A 19,200-nucleotide genomic window follows, 5' to 3' on the forward strand; every position below is an offset into this window, starting at 1 on the left:
AACGATCCCATCCCGGACGAATATCTGAAACATTCAATGCGCTCCGAATGCCTGCTCGGAATTCGCCCGGATTTGCTCACGCTTCGCGCAACCTTTGCTCAACCCTCGAACACCGCGCCGTGCACGTTGGCTTCGTCGGCTATGCACCGGTCGATCATACGGCATACGGCGTCGACCGTGCCGACCATGATCAGTCGCGACGGCCCATGATAGACCCGCACCGGCGCGCGACGGGCGGGTTCGGCGAGATTGAGGCCCGCATTCAGCGACACGCGCGCGAAGGCCGGCAACGACGACGGCAGCCCCGCGTTTTGCACCGGCTCGTCGAACAGCGACGGCGTGTGCGCCGCGGATGTCTCGATCGGGGCGCAGGGCGTGAGCTTGCGCAGATGGCGCAGACGACCGAACTGGCGAAAAGGCAGCAGGCGGGCAAGGCGTTCCATGAGTCTCTCCAGGCGATGCGACGTAAATGCAGCTTGGGTTGGACAAACCGGCGCGAACGGTCCGACGAGGGGCCGGCAGAAGATTCGGCGGGTGGTCCGGGATGCGGCTATAAAGATCAGAACTCGCCGGGGCGGATCAGCCCGACGGCGATCCCTTCGAGCGCGAAATCCGCGCTGCCGCTGGCGACGAAGATGTTGTCGTAATCGGGGTTCTCGGCAATCAGTTCGAGCCCGTTCGGGCGCCGCTTCAGGCGCTTGACGGTGACGTCGTCGCCGAGCCGCGCGATGACGATCTGGCCGTCTTTCGCTTCGCTGCGCTTTTGCACCGCGAGCAGGTCGCCGTCGAGAATGCCCGCGTCGCGCATCGACAGCCCGCGCACCTTCAGCAGGTAGTCCGGCTTGCTCGAGAACAGCGCCGGGTCGCACGCATAGTGCTGCGAGATATGTTCCTGCGCGAGGATCGGGCTACCCGCCGCGACCCGGCCGACGAGCGGCAGCGACAGCTGCATCAGCCCGGCATGCGGCAGCGTGAACTGGTGCGGCGCATCGTCTTGCCCCGCGAGCAGGCGGATGCCGCGCGACGCGCCGGCCGCGAGTTCGATCACGCCCTTGCGTGCCAGCGCGCGCAGGTGCTCTTCCGCGGAATTGGCCGAGCTGAAGCCCAATTCGGCGGCGATCTCCGCGCGGGTGGGCGGAAAGCCGGTGCGCTCGATGGCGCGGCGGATCAGATCGAAAACCTGCTGCTGTCGTGCGGTGAGTTTGGTCATGGCCACTGTATGTATGAACAGGTGACTGTATTTTTATACAGTATTCGGCGCAATTCAAGCTTTACTTTAAGTTCGTCGTGACGACCATGCCGCGGCGTCGTTTTCCCGCGTCATCGCGTCGGTTCGGACGTTGCGGCGGCGAACGCGTCTGCCGTTACCACTTTTGCGTATTAAAAAATGAATAAACATTATTTTTAATGATGAAAGCGCTTCGATAGACTGGCTTCCGGGTTGGCGCTCATGTGCACGTGACCGCGACGCAAAACAACATCAGACGCTCACAAGCGGACCATCACGTGGAGAAAGTTGACATGAACCATCGGCATACGGGGCTTGCGGGCCGCGCCAGAAGACTGTTCGCGGCGTTGGCCGTCGGCGCGGCCGGCATGCTCGGCGCGAGCGGCGCGGTGCACGCCGACACGACGCTGCTGAACGTTTCCTACGATCCGACGCGCGAGCTCTATCAGGACGTCAATCAGGCTTTCGGCAAGGAATGGAAGGCGAAGACCGGCGAGTCGGTCACCTTCAAGCAGTCGCACGGCGGCTCGGGCGCGCAGGCCCGCTCGGTGCTCGATGGCCTGCAGGCCGATGTCGTCACGCTCGCGCTCGCTTACGACATCGATGCGCTCGCCAACAAGGGCCTGCTCGACAAGGGCTGGCAGAAGCGGCTGCCCGACAACGCATCGCCGTACACGTCGACGATCGTGTTCCTCGTGCGCAAGGGCAACCCGAAGCACATCAAGGATTGGGACGATCTGGTGAAACCGGGCGTATCGATCGTGACGCCGAATCCGAAGACCTCGGGCGGCGCGCGCTGGAACTATCTGGCCGCATGGGCGTATGCCGCGCATCAGCCGGGCGGCAACGACCAGAAGGCCAGGGAGTTCATCGGCAAGCTCTATAAAAATGCGGGTGTGCTCGATTCGGGCGCGCGCGGCGCGACCACCAGCTTCGTGCAGCGCGGTATCGGCGACGTGCTGATCGCGTGGGAAAACGAGGCATTCCTGTCGCTGAAGGAGTTCGGGCCCGAGAAGTTCGAGATCATCGTGCCGTCGGTGAGCATTCTCGCCGAGCCGCCGGTCGCGGTGGTCGACAAGGTGGTCGACAAACACGGCACCCGCAAGCTCGCCGAAGCGTATCTGAACTTCCTGTATAGCGAGGAGGGCCAGGAGATCGCCGCGCGTAACTTCTATCGGCCGCGTTCGAACAAGGTGCCGGCCGAGCTGACCGCGAAATTTCCGAAGCTGAAGCTGTACACGATCGACGACTCGTTCGGCGGCTGGACCAACGCGCAGAAGACCCATTTCGCGGACGGCGGCGTGTTCGATTCGATCTATCAGCCGCAGTAACAGCCGTATCGACAGGCGCCGCCCGAAGCTCGGGCGGCGGCGAAAAGGGCGCGCCCAGGAGGCGCGCTTTTGGCTAACCGGACGCGGTTGGCCATGCAGGTGGCCACATGGTGGCCAGTAACGCAGCAACACCGCAACGCAGCAACACCGCAACACAATGCAGCAACACAACGACCGGACAACCCGGCAACACGACACAACCGCGCGAGCATCAACCATGAACGAGTCTCCAGCATGACCACCTTGACCTTCCGCAAGCCGAGCGCGCTGCCCGGCTTTGGCCTGACACTCGGCATCACGGTGGCTTATCTGAGCCTCGTGGTGCTGATTCCGTTGGCGGCGACCTTCCTGAAAACCGCGACGCTCGACTGGGATCAGTTCGTGCGCGCGGTCACGTCGCCGCGCGTGCTGGCGTCGTATCGGCTGACGTTTTTTTCGGCGCTCGGCGGCGCGCTGATCAATGCGGTGTTCGGCTTTCTGGTCGCGTGGGTGCTGGTGCGCTACACCTTTCCGTTCAAGCGCATCGTCGATGCGGTGGTCGATCTGCCGTTCGCGCTGCCGACCTCGGTGGCCGGCATTTCGCTCGCGGCCGTGTATGCGGGCAATGGCTGGATCGGTCAGTTTCTGGAGCCGCTCGGCATCAGGATCGCGTTCACGCCGGCCGGCGTGCTGGTCGCGCTGACCTTTATCGGCCTGCCGTTCGTCGTGCGCACGGTGCAGCCGGTGCTCGAGGAGTACGAGCGCGAGCAGGAAGAGGCCGCCGCGTGCCTCGGCGCATCGCGCTGGCTGACGTTTCGCCGCGTCGTGCTGCCGGCCGTGTTTCCCGCGCTGCTGACCGGCTTCGCGCTCGCGTTCGCGCGCGCGCTCGGCGAATACGGCTCGGTGATTTTTATTGCCGGCAACGTGCCGATGAAGTCGGAGATCACGTCGCTGCTGATCATCACGAAGCTCGAGCAGTACGACTATGCGGGCGCGACGGCGCTCGCGGTGGTGATGCTGGTGGTGTCGTTCGTGATGCTGCTGTTGATCAATACGCTGCAGTGGTATCTGCAGCGGCGTACGAGTCGCGGCAGCGCGGGACCGGCTCCCACGGTCGCGACCGGTGCGGCGAACGTCGCGGCCATCGGTGGAGGTGCGCAATGAACCGCGTTCCGACTACGCCGCTGAATGTGGCAGCGCGCCGTCCCGACCCGGTTAGCGAGCCGCGCGCGGTGCGCTGGCTGCTGATCGGCATTGCGCTGCTGTTTCTCGCGCTGTTCCTCGTCGTGCCGCTCGTCGCGGTGTTCTATCAGGCGCTCAACAAGGGGCTGCGTTTCTACTTCGAATCGCTCGCCGATCCGGATGCGCTGTCCGCGATCAAATTGACATTGATCACCGCCGCGATCGCGGTGCCGCTGAATCTCGTGTTCGGCCTCGCGGCGTCGTGGTGCATCGCGAAGTTCGAGTTTCGCGGCAAGGCGCTGCTGACCACGCTGATCGATCTGCCGTTTTCGGTGTCGCCGGTGATCTCCGGTCTGATCTACGTGCTGATGTTCGGCGCGCAGGGCTGGTTCGGCCCGTGGCTGCAGGACCATAACGTGCAGATCATTTTCGCGGTGCCGGGCATCGTGCTCGCGACGATCTTCGTCACGTTCCCGTTCGTCGCGCGCGAACTGATTCCGCTGATGCAGGCGCAGGGCAACGACGAGGAAGAAGCCGCGCACGTGCTCGGCGCGTCGGGCTGGCAGATTTTCCGTCGCGTCACGCTACCGAACGTCAAATGGGGCCTGCTGTACGGCGTGATTCTGTGCAATGCGCGCGCGATGGGCGAGTTCGGCGCGGTGTCGGTGGTGTCGGGGCATATTCGCGGCCAGACCGACACGATGCCGTTGCACGTCGAAATTCTCTACAACGAATACAACTTCTCGGCCGCGTTCGCGGTGGCGTCGCTGCTCGCGTTGCTCGCGCTCGTGACGCTCGGGCTGAAGCTGCTGGCCGAGCGCCACATGTCGGCGGAACTGTCGGCCGCGAGCGACGTGCCCGCGTATGCGGGGCCGGCGCCGGCTGTTGCGCCAGCCGGCGCTTCTTCGCAAGCCGCTCACGCGCAGTCCGCTTCTCATTCGATTTTCGTCAACGCCGCGCCTGCGTCGCAGCGACACCCGCTCAAGCAAGGAGAGCTGTAAATGGGTATCACCGTTCGTAACCTGCAAAAGCGTTTCGGCGATTTCGTCGCGCTCGACGACGTATCGCTCGACTTCCCGCCGGGCGAACTCGTCGCGCTGCTCGGGCCGTCCGGTTGCGGCAAGACGACCTTGCTGCGGGTGATCGCCGGCCTCGAATACGCGGACGGCGGTCAGGTCGAGCTGCAAGGCCAGAACGTTGCCGAAGTCGGCGCGCGCGAGCGCGAAGTGGGCTTCGTGTTCCAGCATTACGCGCTGTTCCGTCATATGACGGTGTTCGAGAACGTCGCGTTCGGGCTGCGCGTGAAGCCGCGCAAGGAGCGTCCGTCGGAGAAGGTGATTCGCGAGAAGGTGCATGAACTGCTGAAGCTCGTGCAGCTCGACTGGCTCGCGCAGCGCTATCCGTCGGAGCTGTCGGGCGGGCAGCGGCAGCGCATCGCGCTGGCGCGCGCGTTGGCGGTGGAGCCGAAGGTGCTGCTGCTCGACGAGCCGTTCGGCGCGCTCGACGCGAAGGTGCGCAAGGAATTGCGCAGCTGGCTGCGTCGTTTGCACGACGATCTGCATATCTCGACGATCTTCGTCACGCACGATCAGGAAGAGGCGCTCGAAGTGGCCGATCGCATCGTCGTGCTCAATCGCGGGCACGTCGAGCAGGTGGGCAGTCCGCAGGAGGTCTACGATCATCCCCAGACGCCGTTCGTCTACGAGTTTCTCGGCGCGGCGAACCGCTTGCACGGCAACGTGGATGCGCAGGGTTTCGTCGTCGATGGCGCGGCGTTGCCGGTTGCGATTGCGGCGGGCTTCAGCGGTCCGGCGTTCGCGTACGTGCGGCCGCACGATCTGCAGCTGTATCCGCAGGCGGCCGGGCATCGCGAGGGGATTGTCGTCGATGTGCGGCGCGTGGTGACGCTCGGCGGCTCGGTACGCGTCGAGCTGGCCGGCCGCGAAGGCAATCTGCTCGAAGCGGAACTCGATCGCGAGACGTGGCGCGATCTGCAACTCGCGGTCGGCGACGGCGTGACCGCGGTGCCGCGCGCATTGCGCGTGTTCCCGGCGCAGTGACATGGATGGACCGTCGCGCTGCAATGAGCGGCAACGCGGCGCGGCGGGTGCGACAGGAGAGAAAACGTATCAGCCCGGCTGGGCAGACCGAATCCGTGTCTCCAGTCAGCGGCTCCAATAACTCAACTCTGGCAGAACCGGAGACACATCGATGAATTTCCAGCAACTGCGCTTCGTGCGCGAAGCGGTGCGGCAGAACATGAACCTGACCGAAGTCGCGAACGTGCTGTACACGTCGCAGTCGGGCGTGTCGAAGCAGATCAAGGACCTCGAGGACGAACTCGGCGTCGACATTTTCATTCGTCGCGGCAAGCGGCTCACGGGCCTGACCGAACCGGGCAAGGCGGTGCATCAGCTGATCGAGCGGATGCTGCTCGACGCGGAGAATCTGCGCCGCGTCGCGCGTCAGTACGCGGATCAGGACAGCGGCCACCTGGTCGTCGCGACCACCCACACGCAGGCGCGCTATGCGCTGCCGAAGGTGGTGCGGCAGTTCACGGCGGTGTTCCCGAAGGTGCATCTGGCGCTGCGCCAGGGCAGCCCGCAGCAGATCGCGCAGATGATCATCAACGGCGAGGCCGATATCGGCATCTCGACCGAGGCGCTCGACCGCTTCCCCGACATCGTCACGTTCCCGTGCTATTCGTGGCATCACGTGGTGGTGGTGCCGAAGGACCATCCGCTCGTCGGTCGTGAAAATCTGACGCTCGACGAGATCGCCGAATTCCCGATCGTCACCTACGACCAGGACTTCACGGGCCGCTCGCACATCGACCAGGCGTTCGCGAAAGCGGGCGCGTTGCCCGACGTCGTGCTGACCGCGATCGACGCCGACGTGATCAAGACCTATGTCGAACTCGGCATGGGCATCGGCGTGGTCGCGGCGATGGCCTACGACCCGAAGCGCGACACCGAACTCGTCGCGCTCGATACCCAGCATCTGTTCGAGGCGAGCACGACGCGCGTCGGCTTGCGCAAGGGCGCGTTCCTGCGCGCATACGCGTACCGGCTGATCGAGATGTTCGCGCCACAACTGAACGAGGCGGAGATCGCGGCGCAGTTGCGCGAGGCGGTTTAAAGCCTGGGCAGCTTTGCTGCGGTAGTGTTCGCGTGGACGCGGCGTGAAGCCGCGTTCACGTGTGCATGTAGTTCGTCTGCACGGTGTTCGGCAAATCCGAACGCATGAATATCCCATCGAGCGCATACGGATGCGCTACATGCTCGGGCGACACGCGTCCTTATCCAGCGTGGAGGTCGCGCAATGCGCGCGCGTGGGGCCCGCTCCGAACGCGACGACGCTGAGCAGCGCCAGGGCCCAGGCAGCGATCATCGCGTACAGCATCACGACGCCGAAGCCGTGCACGAGCGCCGCATGAAGGAGCGCGCCGTGCGGATCGGCAGTCGTGAGCGTCGCGCTGTCCCGCGCGAGGTTCGCGAGACTCGCGAGATTGCCGGCGGCCACCTGTTCCGCGAGCGAACGCAGCGATGCGGTGTCGGAAAAACCGGGAAGCGCGCGAGTGAGATAAGACAGCACGCCTTCGACGAGCAGGTAACCCATCAGCGCGATATTGATGGCGAGGCTGATCAGTCTCGCGCTCATATCGATACCCGACGCCATGCCCGCACGGTTCGGCGAGACCGAGCCGGTGGCCGTATTGGTGACCGGCGTATTGGTCAGGCCCAGCCCGGCGCCGCATAGCAGGCTTCCCGGCAGCATCGTGAGCCAGCTCGCGTGCGCCATCCCCGCGCCGTAGCGCATCAGCATGAAGCCGAGACCGATCGTGAACATGCCGAGCGGAATGACCCGGCGCGCGTCGAAGCGCAGCGCAAGCCGCTCGGCAAGCGGCGGTACGACCAGCGTCGGCAGCGTATAGGCGAGCAGCGACAGTCCCGATTTCACGTTCGTGTAGCCGAGCGCGCCCTGAAAATAAATCGGTAGATAGATCATGAACGGCCAGTAACTGCAGTTCATGCCCATCGACCCGCACAGCGCGCCTGAAAACGGCCGGATCCGGAACACGGAAAAGTCGAACATCGGCCGAGGGCTGCGTTTCTCGACAACAAGGAACGCGATAAAACTCAACGCCGTCGCCGCGACGATGCTTAACGCGGCGGGGCTGCCCAAGCCGAGATCGGGTCCCTGCGTAATGAAATAAACGAGGCCGAAACACGACGCGGAAAGCGTGAGCATGCCGGCGACGTCGAGATGTTGCGCATGAGGGTCGCGCGACTCCTGCACGCCCGCGAAGATGAGGCCGAGCGCCACGATCGAGATCAACGCGTGGATCAGAAAGACCCACTGCCAGTTGGCGACCGCGACGATCAGCCCACCGATGATCGGCCCGAAACCGAGGCCGATGCCGAAGATGATGCCCCACATGCCGAACGCGTTGCTGCGTTCGCGCCCCGCCTGAAACTGATGCGAAAGCACGGCCACCTGGCAGATCAGCATCGCGCCGCCGCCCATGCCCTGAAAAAAGCGGCTGACAATCAGAACGGACGCGCTCTGCGCGAGCCCGCAAACGAGCGAGGTGATCCCGAACATCACGCAGCTGGCGACGTAGATGCGTTTGCGTCCGAAGCGGTCCGCCAGCGCGCCGGTGCCCATCAGCACGGTGGTGCAGGCGAGCGTGTAGGCGTTCATGATCCATTGAAGCGCCTTGAAATCCGCGTGCAGCACGCTTTCAAGGGTGGGGAGCACGGTCGGCACACTGGAAATTTCGAGGCCGAACATCAGCGACGTCAGGCACACCGCGGCGAGCGCGACGGCATTGCGGGGAGAGCGGGAAAGTGTCATGAAGAGTGCGGGGCAAGGCGCCCTGGTTCGTACACGACCGGCGTACACGGACGGATGGCAACTCGATCGGCATCACGTCCGATGTACTATATCGGGGATTTTTATTCCCACTGACGACGATTTTTCCCATTAATTAATCCCACAAGGACCCAATATGCTGGATCGGATGGATGGCGTCGCGGTCTTTGTGGAGGTCATCGATGCCGGCAGCTTTACGCTCGCGGCCGAGCGCATGCACCTCACGCGTTCGGCCATCGGCAAGGTGATCGCGAAGCTCGAAGGGCGTCTCGGCGTGCGTCTGCTCCAGCGCACGACGCGCCGTCAGACGCTGACGGAGGCGGGGCGCGCCTATTACGATCGATGCGTGCGGGCGCTGGCCGAACTCGAAGCGGCCGAGGTCGAACTCGAGACCGGGCACAGCGAGCCTCGCGGTCGCCTGCGGGTCAGCGCGCCGCTGGCCTTCGGTCACCATTGCGTCGCGCCGGTGTTGTTCGAACTGACACGCCAGTACGCCGAACTTCAGATCGACATTTCGTTTACGGACCGGGTCGTCGATCTCGTCGAAGAGAACATCGATCTGGCGGTGCGCATCGGCGAGTTGCGCGACAGCACGAGCCTCGCCGCGCGACGCCTCGGCGTGCAGGAAATGAGCATCGGGGCTGCGCCGTCGTATCTGGCGCGGCACGGCATGCCTGTCGAGATCGACGATTTCGGCAAGCATGCGGGCATCGCTTACTCGCGCGCCGGCGTGGTGACGCCGTGGTGCGTAGTCGACACGGATAGCGTCGAACGGGAATTGCCGGTCCGGTCGCAACTGAGCCTCGACGACGTGCAGGCGATTGCCGGAGCGGGCATCGCCGGTCTGGGGCTCGTGCAGTTGCCGTGCTGGTTGCTGACGCGGTATGTGGCGACGGGGGACCTCGTCGCGGTGCGGGAGCGTTGCGGCGTGCGACCCAGGGAGATCCACGCGATGTGGCCGAAAACGCCCTATCTTCCCTTGAAGACGCGCTGCGCGATCGATGCGCTGGTGGCCGAAATTCCGCTCATGCACCTCGGTCGATAAAAGCCCCTTTCCCGAAGGCACCCCTTACAATCGCCGCCATGAATATTCCGACTTCCTCTTCCTCGAATTCCTCCAGCGTGCCTGGCGCAAGCTCGTTGCCGCGCATTGCCGTACTCGCGACCGGCGGCACGATTGCCGGCGCGGCGCCCGATGCCGCCAACACCTCCGGCTATCAGGCCGGCGTGGTCGGCGTCGATCAATTGCTGGCGGCGGTGCCGGCGCTCTCCACGGTCGCGCGGATCGCGCCGGAGCAGATCGCCAGCGTCGATAGCAAGGACATGACGATGTCGTTGTGGACCACGCTCGCGCAACGCATCAACACGCTGCTCGCGAGCGACGACGTCGACGGTGTGGTCGTCACGCACGGCACCGATACGCTCGAAGAAACCGCCTATCTGCTGCACCTGAGCGTCAAGTCGGACAAGCCGGTCGTGCTGACCGCGGCGATGCGGCCGGCCTCGGCGCTGTCGGCCGACGGCCCGCTGAATCTGCTAAATGCGGTGACGGTCGCCGCCTATGTGGCAACCCATGCCGCGGCGCGCGGGCAGGGTGTGCTGGTCGCGTTCAACAACCGCATCCATAGCGCGCGCGATGTCGTGAAGACCAGCACCTATGCGGTCGATGCGTTCCAGTCGCCGGAGATTGGCGCGCTCGGCTGGGTGCAGGATGGCCGCGTCGAATTCCAGCGCGGCGTGGTGCGCGCGCATACGCTGACGAGCGAATTCACGCTCGCTTCACTCGACTCACCCGATGCCGCGCGGCCGCAGGTGGAGATCGTCGCGAGCTATGCGGGCGTGTCGCGGCTGGCCGTCGATGCGCTGGTGGCGGCGGGTGTGCGCGGGATCGTCGTCGCGGGCACCGGCAACGGCTCGATCCATCAGACCTTGCAGCAGGCGCTGGCGGAAGCGGTGTCGCGTGGCGTGGCGGTGGTGCGTTCGTCGCGCGTCGGCTCGGGGCACGTGATGCGCAACGGCGCGGCTGCTGATGACGCGCTCGGCTTCGTCAGCGCGGGTTCGCTGAATCCGTACAAGGCGCGCGTGCTGTTGATGCTGGCGCTGGCGGCGGGACAGACGGCGCCGGCGGCGTTGCAGAAGCTGTTCGATACGTATTGATGCGAGCCGGCGCGTGATCATTGCACGCGCGGTGGAGTCCAGGATTGTGATTCCTGGCTTCTACGTCATGGTTCGGCAAGCGTGGGGAACGACCCACGAAACACGATAGCGAATCCGACAGCCGGACACCCGACGACGACGTCTGACCGACCAAGGCTTCCCCGTCGCCGACGGGTGCCGCTGCGGACCCCACTTGCCGCTCTCAGCCCAGAGCGGCAGATTTGCCCGTTGCGCCGCGCACAGCCCCCAAGCTGACACGCGACGAACGGGCGCCCCACCTGTGCTCGCTGTGAGTTCTTACCGCGAGTTCGTCGAGGCCGACGCGGCCATCGGTGCGACCCACTGCGAGCTGAAGCGCCGGGCAATCACGAAGGCTTCATGCCCTCATGCTGTCAGGCCGCCTTCGCCTCACCAGCGGGCGCCTGCGCGACCTCATGATTCGCCATGATTTCCAGCGCGCGCACCATCGCCGAGTGATCCCACGCCTTGCCGCCGTTCGCCGCGCAGACGCTGAACAACTGCTGCGCGCTCGCGGTATGCGGCAACGCGATGCCGAGCTTGCGCGCGCCGTCGAGTGCGAGATTCAGGTCCTTCTGATGCAGCTCGATGCGAAAGCCCGGCTCGAACGTGCGCTTCGTCATGCGCTCGCCGTGCACTTCGAGAATCCGCGACGATGCGAAGCCGCCCATCAGCGCGCGGCGCACGCGCTCCGGATCGGCGCCCGAGCGCGACGCGAACAGCAGCGCCTCGGCGACCGCCTCGATGTTCAGCGCGACGATGATCTGGTTCGCGACCTTGCAGGTCTGACCCGCGCCGTTCTCGCCGATCAGCGAAACGTTTTTGCCCATCAGATCGAACAGCGGCTTCGCCTGCGCGAAAGCCTTTTCCGGACCGCCGACCATGATCGTCAGCGTCGCTTCGCGCGCGCCGATTTCGCCGCCGGATACCGGTGCGTCGAGATAGTCGACGCCAAGCGCGTTGATCTTCTTCGCGAACGCCTGCGTGTCGAGCGGCGAGATCGAACTCATGTCGATCACGAGCTTGCCCTTCGCGAGACCGGCGGCGACACCGTCGTCGGCGAACAGCACGTTGGCGACGTCGGGCGTGTCCGGCACCATGATGATGACCACGTCGGCGGCCTGCGCGACCGCGCTCGAACTGGCGACCACGCTCGCGTTCTTCGCGATGTCGTCCGGCACCGGATACGCGCCGTTCACGAACAGCGTATGGCCGCCCTTGATGAGGTTGCGCGCCATGTGCGCGCCCATGATGCCGAGGCCGATGAAGCCGATCTTTGCCATGTGTGTGAATCTCCAGGTGAGAGGGAAGGGCCTTGGGGCCGCGCGACGCGCGTCAGGCCGCCGTTTGCGCCGAGCCGTGCGCCGCACCGCGCGTCTGACCGGCCACACTCTGCAGCCAGCCGAGGCCGGCTTCGGTCGTCGTGCGCGGCTTGTATTCGCAACCGACGTAGCCGTCGTAGCCGAGCGAGTCGAGCAGCGCGAACAGGTACGGATAGTTGATTTCGCCGGTGCCCGGTTCGTGCCGGCCCGGGTTGTCGGCGAGCTGGATGTGGGCGATCCGCGCGAGGTTCTTTTCGATCGTCGCCGCGAGTTCGCCTTCCATCCGCTGCATGTGATAGATGTCGTATTGCAGGAACAGATTGTCCGAGCCGACGTCGCGAATCACGTCGAGCCCGTCGCGCGAACGGTTCAGCGCGAAGCCCGGAATGTCGTACGCGTTGCACGGCTCGACCAGCAGCCGGATGCCGGCTTTCTTCAACTCGCCGGCGGCGAAGCGCAGGTTGTCGACGATCGTCGCGTGCGCGGTGTCGGCGTCCACGTTCGCGCCCGGAATGCCGACGAGGCAGTTCAGTTGCGGCACCTTCAGCGCGCTGGCGTAGTCGATCGCGCGGCCGACGCCGTCCTGAAACTCGCCGACCCGATCCGGCAGACACGCGATGCCGCGTTCTCCCGCTTCCCAGTTGCCGGCGGGCAGGTTGTGCAGCACCAGCTTCAGGCGGTTGCGTTGCAGACGCTCGCTCAATTCGGCGATCGCGTACGGATACGGGAACAGGAATTCGACGGCATCGAAGCCGGCATTGGCCGCAGCCGCGAAGCGGTCGAGGAACGGCACTTCGTTGAACAGCATCGTCAGGTTCGCAGCGAATTTCGGCATGGTGCGTAGATCTCTCAGGTCGGTCAGGGAAGGGCACGCGGGGCGGCCGAGGTGTGGCGAACCGCGTGGGCGACGTGGGTGCGTGCGACGTGCGACGCCCGCGATGCGCGCGCAGACGGTGCCGGGCATCGGCCCGGTCCGTGCGCGTCGCTGCCGCGGTTATCGTTCGCGCCGCGGCTGCCGCGAAGAAGAGCGGCTCAGTCGAGCAGACTGATTGCCGTCGGCGCGTCCGCGTGCTTCTCGGCCAGTTCCTCGAACTCGTTGATCGCGTCGATTTCGGTGCCCATCGAGATGTTGGTCACGCGCTCCAGAATCACTTCGACGATTACCGGCACGTTGAACTCGCTGAGCATCGACTGTGCTTTCTGCAACGCCGGCTTCAGCTCTTCAGGCTTGAACACGCGAATCGCCTTGCAGCCGAGACCTTCGGCGACCGCGACGTGATCGACGCCATAGCCTTCCATCTCCGGCGAGTTGATGTTCTCGAAGCCGAGCTGCACGCAGTAGTCCATCTCGAACGCGCGCTGCGCCTGGCGGATCAGCCCGAGGTACGAGTTGTTCACGACCACATGCACGTACGGCAGCTTGAATTGCGCGCCGGCCGCGAGCTCTTCGATCATGAACTGGAAGTCGTAGTCGCCCGACAGCGCGACGATCGGCCGTTGCGGATCGGCCGCGCGCACGCCCAGCGCCGCCGGAATGGTCCAGCCGAGCGGGCCGGCCTGGCCGCAGTTGATCCAGTTGCGCGCCTTGTACACGTGCAGGAATTGCGCGGCGGCGATCTGCGACAAACCGATCGTGCTCACGTAGCACGTGTCGCGGCCGAACACCTGGTTCATCTCTTCGTACACGCGCTGCGGCTTCATCGGCACGTTGTCGAAGTGCGTCTTGCGCAGCATCGTGCGCTTGCGTTGCTGGCAGTCGGCAACCCATGCGCTGCGATCCTTCAGCTTGCCCGCGGCCTTCCATTCGTCCGCGACTTCGACGAACAGTTCGAGCGCGGCCTTCGCGTCCGACACGATGCCGAGATCCGGGCCGAACACGCGGCCGATCTGCGTCGGTTCGATATCGACGTGCACGAACTTGCGGCCCTTCGTATAGACGTCGACGCTGCCGGTATGACGGTTCGCCCAGCGGTTGCCGATGCCGAGCACGAAGTCGGATGCGAGCATCGTCGCGTTGCCGTAGCGGTGCGAGGTCTGCAGACCGACCATGCCGGCCATCAACGGATGATCGTCGGGAATCGCGCCCCACGACATCAGCGTCGGGATTACCGGCACGCCGAGCGTTTCGGCGAACTGCACGAGCAGGTCTTCGGCCACGGCGTTCAGCACGCCGCCGCCCGACACGATCAGCGGACGCTCGGCGTCGTTGAGCAGCGTCAGCGCGGCTTCGATCTGCTTGCGCGTCGCCTTCGGCTTGTAGACCGGCAGCGGCTCGTAGGTGTCGATGTCGAACTCGATTTCGGCGAGCTGCACGTCGATCGGCAGATCGACCAGCACCGGGCCCGGACGGCCCGAGCGCATCAGATGGAATGCCTGCTGGAACACGCGCGGCACCAGCGCCGGCTCGCGCACGGTCACGGCCCACTTGGTGACGGGCTTGGCGATCGATTCGATGTCGACGGCCTGGAAGTCTTCCTTGTAGAGACGCGCGCGCGGCGCCTGGCCCGTGATAGCGAGAATAGGAATCGAGTCGGCCTGGGCGGAGTACAAACCGGTGATCATGTCGGTGCCGGCGGGGCCCGACGTGCCGATGCATACACCGATGTTGCCCGGCTGCGCGCGAGTGTAGCCCTCGGCCATGTGCGACGCGCCTTCCACGTGCCGCGCGAGCACGTGGCTGATGCCGCCGGCTTTGCGCATCGCCGAGTAGAACGGGTTGATCGCGGCGCCGGGCACGCCGAACGCGGTATCGATACCTTCTTTTTCGAGCACCAGCACGGCGGCGTCGACAGCTCTCATTCTGGCCATGAAATGTCTCCTCAATGTCGGAAATAACTCTGTTGGAGGAGACTTTAGGCCTGCATTAAAGGTTTGATAAGATCAGTTCGGGTCGCTTATTTCGAAACAAAAAGTATTGAATGACGCCGTGACGGACGAGCCGGCAGGGCCTTGCAACGCATGACCGTCGGGGCTGGCCGGGCGCTATCGCGCGAGACAGGCAGGAGACGACAATGGATCGCTTCAAACAGATCGAAACTTTCGTGCGGGTCGCCGAGGCGGGCAGTCTCGCGGCGGCGGCGCTGGAGGAAGGGGTGTCGCCGGTGATTCTCGGGCGACGCATCGACGCACTCGAAAAGCGCCTCGGCGTGAAGCTGATGTATCGGACTACGCGGCGGCTCGTCGTCAGCGAGGACGGTGCCGCGTTTCTCGAGCGCTGCCGCGGCTTGCTCGCCGAATGGGACCAGGCGGAAAACGAACTGAGCGCGGGGCGGCGCGCGGTCAGTGGTCACCTGATCGTGTCGGCGCCGGCCGCGTTCGGTCGCAAGCACGTCGCGCCGCTCGCGCCGGCGTTTCTCGCCGGCAAGCCGGAACTGCAGATGTCGTTCAATCTGACCGACCGGGTGGTCGATCTGGTGCGCGAGGGGTACGACCTGTCGATTCGTATCGGCGGCGCGGTCGATCCGAACTTCGTCGCGGTGAAGCTCGCGTCGAACCGGCGGGTGGTGTGCGGCACGCCCGAGTATTTCCGGCGCCACGGCCGGCCGAAGACGCTCGAAGATCTGCCGGCCCACAACTGCCTCGCGTTCAATCTGCAGGGCGGCCAGAACCGCGGCTGGTATTTCCGCCGCAACGGCAAACTGGCGACGGTGCGCGTCGGCGGCTCGCTCGACTGTAACGACGGCGAGCTGCTGCATCGCTGGGTCTCGGAGGGGCTCGGGCTCGGCTGGCGCTCGACGTGGGAAATCCAGCGGCAGCTCGCGTGCGGCGAGCTCGAAACCGTGCTCGACGAGTACGCGTTGCCCGACTACGACATCCTCGCGGTCTATCCGCAGCAGCGCTACGTGCCGGCCAAGGTGCGGTATTTCATCGATTATCTGAAGGAGATTTACGCGAGCGAGGGGTATTGGAATCGGGCGTCGTATTAGGGGGGCCGTGCGCGCTTAATGTGGTGGATGCTCGGGATGGGGTGTGATTGCGGGCTGCGGGCGAAGGGCTGCGGGCGAAGGGCGAAGGGCGAAGGGCGAAGGGCGAAGGGCGAAGGGCATCACCGATTTTTTGAGAATCCCGGCCGAAGGCGGGAATAAACTCGGCAAATGAGCGGTTCTGCTGTGAAAGACACATCACGAATGACACGGCGCGGAGCGCGAACGTTGCGAATCGCGGCGCCCCGCACGACGTAGCGATGCCCTTGGAGGGGCCCACGTGGTCCAGACCGATTCAGACGCCGCCCGCGCGCGCGGCGAGCCCGACGCCGCTGCCGATGCCGCCAGGAGCCGCCGCTTCCAGCAGCTCGCGCTGCCGCATCTCGACGCCGCGTACAACCTCGCGCGCTGGCTGTGCGGCAACCCGAACGACGCCGAAGACGTCGTGCAGGAGGCGTTCATGCGCGCGTTCCGCTTCTTCGATACGTTTCGCGGCGACTCCGCGCGGCCGTGGCTGCTCGCGATCGTGCGTCGCACCTGGTACACTGAATGGCGGCGGCGCGCGCCATCGCACGACATGCTCGAATTCGACGAAACCATGGACGACGCGACTTTCGACGGCTGGAGCGCAGGCGGTGACGATCCGCAGACGCTGCTGATCCGAGACGAGGATGCGCGCCAGGTCCATGACGCGCTCGCTCGCTTGCCGGTCGAGTATCGCGAGGTGTTGATCCTGCGCGAGCTGGAGGAGATGGGCTATCGGGAGATCGCGGTGGTCGCCGACGTGCCGATCGGCACCGTGATGTCGCGGCTCGCGCGCGGACGGCGTAAGCTCGCCGAGGTGCTGATGGCGCAGGAACGCGGTGGGGCGGCGTCGGCCGGCGCGGGCGCGGGGAGGCGAGGCGCGCTGGGCGTGTCGCATGCCGGAACCGCGGAATCGGCGAAATCTGTCGGTGGTGCCGCGCGTTCAGGTGACGCAGGGACGACTGCTGCGAGCGTGCCGAAGCGAACGCCATCGGACGAGGCCGGGCAGTCGATGCGATCGGTGTCGCCCGTATCAGCCGGAGCATCGACGCAGACAGTGCGACACGCCGGCGCCGGTCGAGCCGCTGCGGTTGCCGCGAGTTCGGCCGCCGGTCTGGCTACTGATCAGGCCACTAACCTGGCCACTGATCTGGCCGCCGCCGGTTCGCCGGTTACAGGCTTGTCTACGACCAGTCCTCCGGCCATCGCCACCGCAACTGCCACCGTCACCCAGCTCCGGGCGTTTGCCGACGGCCGGCCCCTCATCATTCCCGGCGCTGCCGCCGACGCTGCCCAGGAGACGCCGGATGGACTGTAACGAAGCACGGCCGCTCCTCGATGCGAATGCCGATCACGAATTGCCGGCGCCCGATGCGCGCCGGGTCCAGCAGCATATCGAGAGCTGCGACGACTGCCGGCGCGCCAGCGAAAATCTGCGCGCGCTGAGCGGTGCGCTGCGCGCGGCGCCGTATCATCGGACGCCGCAGGCGTTGCGGCAGCGGATCATGGCCGGGTTGCCGGCGACGGTGGATGAAGGGGCCACGGCGTCTGCTGCGGGCGAGACTTCCTGGAACGATGCGGCGGCGCAGGCTGGCGAGATTGCGAGCGGGGGGAGTGCAGGCATGGCGGGCGCTGCCGGCGCGACGCAGCCTGAGTCCGGGCGTGGGCGGCGCGGCGTAGGGTGGTCCGCGTGGCTGGGCGGGTGGCTGCGAGGCGGCGGTGGCTCGGGTGGCTCCGTGGGGGCGCGCGCTTCAGGCGGCCCAGGGGGCTCAGGCACAGCCGGCGGTTCACGCGACCCGCAAGGTGGCTTCGGCGGCTGGGGCGGTTGGGGTGGCTTCGGCGCACCAGTCGGCGCCGGCGGCGCGAATCGCAGCGCCGCGCGCGGCGGCCTTGCGGCGCTCGTCATCGCGTTGTGCGCGGCGGCCGGGGTGCTCGCGCTCACGCTGCATCGCTCCGCCGACGTCGCGCCATTCACCGACGAACTTATCGAAAGTCATGTGCGCGCGCAGGTGTCGGGCCGCGACATCGACGTGATTTCGACCGACCGGCACACCGTCAAGCCATGGTTCAACGGCAAGCTCGACTACTCGCCACCGGTCGAGGACCTGGCAGCAAGCGGTTTCGCGCTCGAAGGCGGGCGGCTCGACTACCTCGCCCATCAGCGGGTCGCGGTGCTCGTGTACCGGTATCGCAAGCACGTGATCGACGTGTACGTGTTCCCGCAGGGCGCGACAGGCGGCGCGCTACCCGCATCGCTCGGTCACGACGGTTATTCGATCGCGCACTGGGACGCGGCCGGCATGACCTGGTGGGCGATCACCGACGCCGCTCCCGATGCGCTGAGCGGTCTCGAGGCGGCGCTGCGGGCGCGCCTGCAGGCCGGCAGCGAGCGCACGGAAGCGGGCTGAGCGGGCGCGCGGACAAAGCTCGGGAGCGCTCGCAACGGCTCGCGAGGGTGAGAAAGTGCGCGCAGGGCGGACAGGAACGTGCTGCCGCCGACTGCCCGGCAAGCGCCGGAGGGCCGCTGCACAAGGCGGCCCGCAGTCCGTGGAGAATCCGGGGAAGTTTCCATGCGCACCTGTTTCAGCGCCTCGCGAGGCCAGCCTCCCGTTTTCTAAAGCCTTGAAAATACAGCCGATTCCGTCGCCAAAACGGCGGAAACGTTGCAGCACCGATTATTTTGCGTTATAGTCTTCGGCTTCTCACTTGCCGCACCGGTTCCGACGCCCGGGCGGCTTTAATCCACAAGGAGTGAATATGCGTCATTACGAAATCGTATTTATCGTGCATCCCGATCAAAGCGAGCAAGTGCCCGCCATGATCGAGCGTTACAAAAGCACGATCACGTCGCACGGTGGTCAGATCCACCGCGTCGAAGACTGGGGCCGTCGCCAACTGGCCTACATGATCGAGAAACTCGCGAAGGCTCACTACGTCTGCATGAACATCGAATGCGACCAGACCACGCTTGACGAGCTGGAACACGCGTTCAAGTTCAACGACGCCGTTCTGCGTCACCTCATCGTCAAGCTGAAGAAGGCCGAAACCGGCCCGTCGCCGATGATGAAGGAAGTGCAGCGCGAAGAAGCCAAGAAGTCGGCAGCAGCTCAGCCGACCGAAGCGCAGGCTTAAGACACACTATTTAAGCTGCCAGACGCGTA

At 65.4% G+C, this 19,200-nt stretch carries 17 protein-coding genes; 11 read left to right on the forward strand and 6 right to left on the reverse strand.

Annotation, left to right across the window (positions count from 1 at the left end; all coding sequences use genetic code 11):
• Positions 1–98: 98 nt before the first annotated feature.
• Entirely contained in the window at positions 99–443 is a 345-nt protein-coding gene (locus HHL14_RS24380) for a hypothetical protein (RefSeq protein ID WP_169500145.1), read from the reverse strand.
• A gap of 116 nt (positions 444–559) precedes the next feature.
• Positions 560–1,210, reverse strand: coding sequence for a transcriptional repressor LexA (gene lexA / locus HHL14_RS24385; protein WP_169500146.1), 651 nt, complete (start codon positions 1,208–1,210; stop codon positions 560–562).
• 311 nt (positions 1,211–1,521) lie between these two features.
• Between lexA and HHL14_RS24390 the strand changes: the two genes are divergently transcribed.
• The 5 genes from HHL14_RS24390 to HHL14_RS24410 all read left to right on the forward strand — a co-directional run bounded on the left by HHL14_RS24390 (position 1,522) and on the right by HHL14_RS24410 (position 6,858).
• Entirely contained in the window at positions 1,522–2,559 is a 1,038-nt protein-coding gene (locus HHL14_RS24390; RefSeq protein ID WP_169500147.1) for a sulfate ABC transporter substrate-binding protein, read from the forward strand.
• Between the two features lie 234 nt (positions 2,560–2,793).
• Complete coding sequence (gene cysT, locus HHL14_RS24395; RefSeq protein WP_169500148.1) at positions 2,794–3,702, forward strand: sulfate ABC transporter permease subunit CysT; 909 nt, start codon at positions 2,794–2,796, stop codon at positions 3,700–3,702.
• Complete coding sequence (gene cysW / locus HHL14_RS24400; protein ID WP_169500149.1) at positions 3,699–4,721, forward strand: sulfate ABC transporter permease subunit CysW; 1,023 nt, start codon at positions 3,699–3,701, stop codon at positions 4,719–4,721. Before cysT ends, cysW begins: the two co-directional genes overlap by 4 nt.
• Positions 4,722–5,780, forward strand: a complete 1,059-nt coding sequence (locus tag HHL14_RS24405) for a sulfate/molybdate ABC transporter ATP-binding protein (RefSeq protein WP_169500150.1) — start codon at positions 4,722–4,724, stop codon at positions 5,778–5,780.
• Positions 5,781–5,931: 151 nt separating this feature from the next.
• On the forward strand, positions 5,932–6,858 hold the full coding sequence (locus HHL14_RS24410; RefSeq protein WP_169500151.1) for a CysB family HTH-type transcriptional regulator: 927 nt from the start codon (positions 5,932–5,934) through the stop codon (positions 6,856–6,858).
• A gap of 135 nt (positions 6,859–6,993) precedes the next feature.
• Here HHL14_RS24410 and HHL14_RS24415 read toward each other — a convergent pair whose 3' ends face one another.
• Positions 6,994–8,577: an MFS transporter gene (locus HHL14_RS24415; RefSeq protein ID WP_169500152.1), complete on the reverse strand. Its 1,584-nt coding sequence runs from the start codon at positions 8,575–8,577 to the stop codon at positions 6,994–6,996.
• Positions 8,578–8,731: 154 nt separating this feature from the next.
• On the opposite strand from HHL14_RS24415, the gene HHL14_RS24420 reads away from it, so the two are divergent.
• Positions 8,732–9,640: a LysR family transcriptional regulator gene (locus HHL14_RS24420; protein ID WP_169500153.1), complete on the forward strand. Its 909-nt coding sequence runs from the start codon at positions 8,732–8,734 to the stop codon at positions 9,638–9,640.
• 38 nt (positions 9,641–9,678) lie between these two features.
• Positions 9,679–10,752 (forward strand): asparaginase, encoded by a 1,074-nt coding sequence (locus tag HHL14_RS24425; RefSeq protein WP_169500154.1) that lies wholly within the window; start codon positions 9,679–9,681, stop codon positions 10,750–10,752.
• A gap of 392 nt (positions 10,753–11,144) precedes the next feature.
• Here HHL14_RS24425 and HHL14_RS24430 read toward each other — a convergent pair whose 3' ends face one another.
• The 3 genes from HHL14_RS24430 to gcl form a co-directional block, all read right to left on the reverse strand.
• Positions 11,145–12,161: a 2-hydroxy-3-oxopropionate reductase gene (locus HHL14_RS24430; RefSeq protein WP_407945301.1), complete on the reverse strand. Its 1,017-nt coding sequence runs from the start codon at positions 12,159–12,161 to the stop codon at positions 11,145–11,147.
• Positions 12,106–12,927: a hydroxypyruvate isomerase gene (gene hyi / locus HHL14_RS24435; RefSeq protein ID WP_169500156.1), complete on the reverse strand. Its 822-nt coding sequence runs from the start codon at positions 12,925–12,927 to the stop codon at positions 12,106–12,108. Before hyi ends, HHL14_RS24430 begins: the two co-directional genes overlap by 56 nt.
• Before the next feature lie 197 nt (positions 12,928–13,124).
• Positions 13,125–14,900 (reverse strand): glyoxylate carboligase, encoded by a 1,776-nt coding sequence (gene gcl, locus HHL14_RS24440; protein ID WP_169500157.1) that lies wholly within the window; start codon positions 14,898–14,900, stop codon positions 13,125–13,127.
• A 203-nt stretch (positions 14,901–15,103) separates the two neighbouring features.
• Here gcl and HHL14_RS24445 point away from each other — a divergent pair, with 203 nt between their 5' ends.
• From HHL14_RS24445 to rpsF, 4 genes are all read left to right on the forward strand, one after another.
• Complete coding sequence (locus HHL14_RS24445; RefSeq protein WP_169500158.1) at positions 15,104–16,018, forward strand: substrate binding domain-containing protein; 915 nt, start codon at positions 15,104–15,106, stop codon at positions 16,016–16,018.
• A 277-nt stretch (positions 16,019–16,295) separates the two neighbouring features.
• On the forward strand, positions 16,296–17,357 hold the full coding sequence (locus HHL14_RS24450; protein WP_329601725.1) for an RNA polymerase sigma factor: 1,062 nt from the start codon (positions 16,296–16,298) through the stop codon (positions 17,355–17,357).
• On the forward strand, positions 17,347–18,447 hold the full coding sequence (locus HHL14_RS24460; RefSeq protein WP_169500159.1) for an anti-sigma factor family protein: 1,101 nt from the start codon (positions 17,347–17,349) through the stop codon (positions 18,445–18,447). Before HHL14_RS24450 ends, HHL14_RS24460 begins: the two co-directional genes overlap by 11 nt.
• Before the next feature lie 349 nt (positions 18,448–18,796).
• The gene (gene rpsF, locus HHL14_RS24465; protein ID WP_169500160.1) at positions 18,797–19,171 is read left to right on the forward strand and encodes a 30S ribosomal protein S6; all 375 of its coding nucleotides are present in this window, start codon (positions 18,797–18,799) and stop codon (positions 19,169–19,171) included.
• Positions 19,172–19,200: the final 29 nt, after the last annotated feature.

Origin of the sequence: Paraburkholderia antibiotica (assembly GCF_012927125.1) — a bacterium.
GTDB classification, from domain to species: domain Bacteria; phylum Pseudomonadota; class Gammaproteobacteria; order Burkholderiales; family Burkholderiaceae; genus Paraburkholderia; species Paraburkholderia antibiotica.

Excerpts from the sequence above, each read along its gene's own strand:
- HHL14_RS24380 (WP_169500145.1), bottom strand. The coding sequence starts at position 443 with ATGGAACGCCTTGCCCGCCTGCTGCCTTTTCGCCAGTTCGGTCGTCTG.
- lexA (WP_169500146.1), bottom strand. The coding sequence starts at position 1,210 with ATGACCAAACTCACCGCACGACAGCAGCAGGTTTTCGATCTGATCCGC.
- HHL14_RS24390 (WP_169500147.1), top strand. The coding sequence starts at position 1,522 with ATGAACCATCGGCATACGGGGCTTGCGGGCCGCGCCAGAAGACTGTTC.
- cysT (WP_169500148.1), top strand. The coding sequence starts at position 2,794 with ATGACCACCTTGACCTTCCGCAAGCCGAGCGCGCTGCCCGGCTTTGGC.
- cysW (WP_169500149.1), top strand. The coding sequence starts at position 3,699 with ATGAACCGCGTTCCGACTACGCCGCTGAATGTGGCAGCGCGCCGTCCC.
- HHL14_RS24405 (WP_169500150.1), top strand. The coding sequence starts at position 4,722 with ATGGGTATCACCGTTCGTAACCTGCAAAAGCGTTTCGGCGATTTCGTC.
- HHL14_RS24410 (WP_169500151.1), top strand. The coding sequence starts at position 5,932 with ATGAATTTCCAGCAACTGCGCTTCGTGCGCGAAGCGGTGCGGCAGAAC.
- HHL14_RS24415 (WP_169500152.1), bottom strand. The coding sequence starts at position 8,577 with ATGACACTTTCCCGCTCTCCCCGCAATGCCGTCGCGCTCGCCGCGGTG.
- HHL14_RS24420 (WP_169500153.1), top strand. The coding sequence starts at position 8,732 with ATGCTGGATCGGATGGATGGCGTCGCGGTCTTTGTGGAGGTCATCGAT.
- HHL14_RS24425 (WP_169500154.1), top strand. The coding sequence starts at position 9,679 with ATGAATATTCCGACTTCCTCTTCCTCGAATTCCTCCAGCGTGCCTGGC.
- hyi (WP_169500156.1), bottom strand. The coding sequence starts at position 12,927 with ATGCCGAAATTCGCTGCGAACCTGACGATGCTGTTCAACGAAGTGCCG.
- gcl (WP_169500157.1), bottom strand. The coding sequence starts at position 14,900 with ATGGCCAGAATGAGAGCTGTCGACGCCGCCGTGCTGGTGCTCGAAAAA.
- HHL14_RS24445 (WP_169500158.1), top strand. The coding sequence starts at position 15,104 with ATGGATCGCTTCAAACAGATCGAAACTTTCGTGCGGGTCGCCGAGGCG.
- HHL14_RS24460 (WP_169500159.1), top strand. The coding sequence starts at position 17,347 with ATGGACTGTAACGAAGCACGGCCGCTCCTCGATGCGAATGCCGATCAC.
- rpsF (WP_169500160.1), top strand. The coding sequence starts at position 18,797 with ATGCGTCATTACGAAATCGTATTTATCGTGCATCCCGATCAAAGCGAG.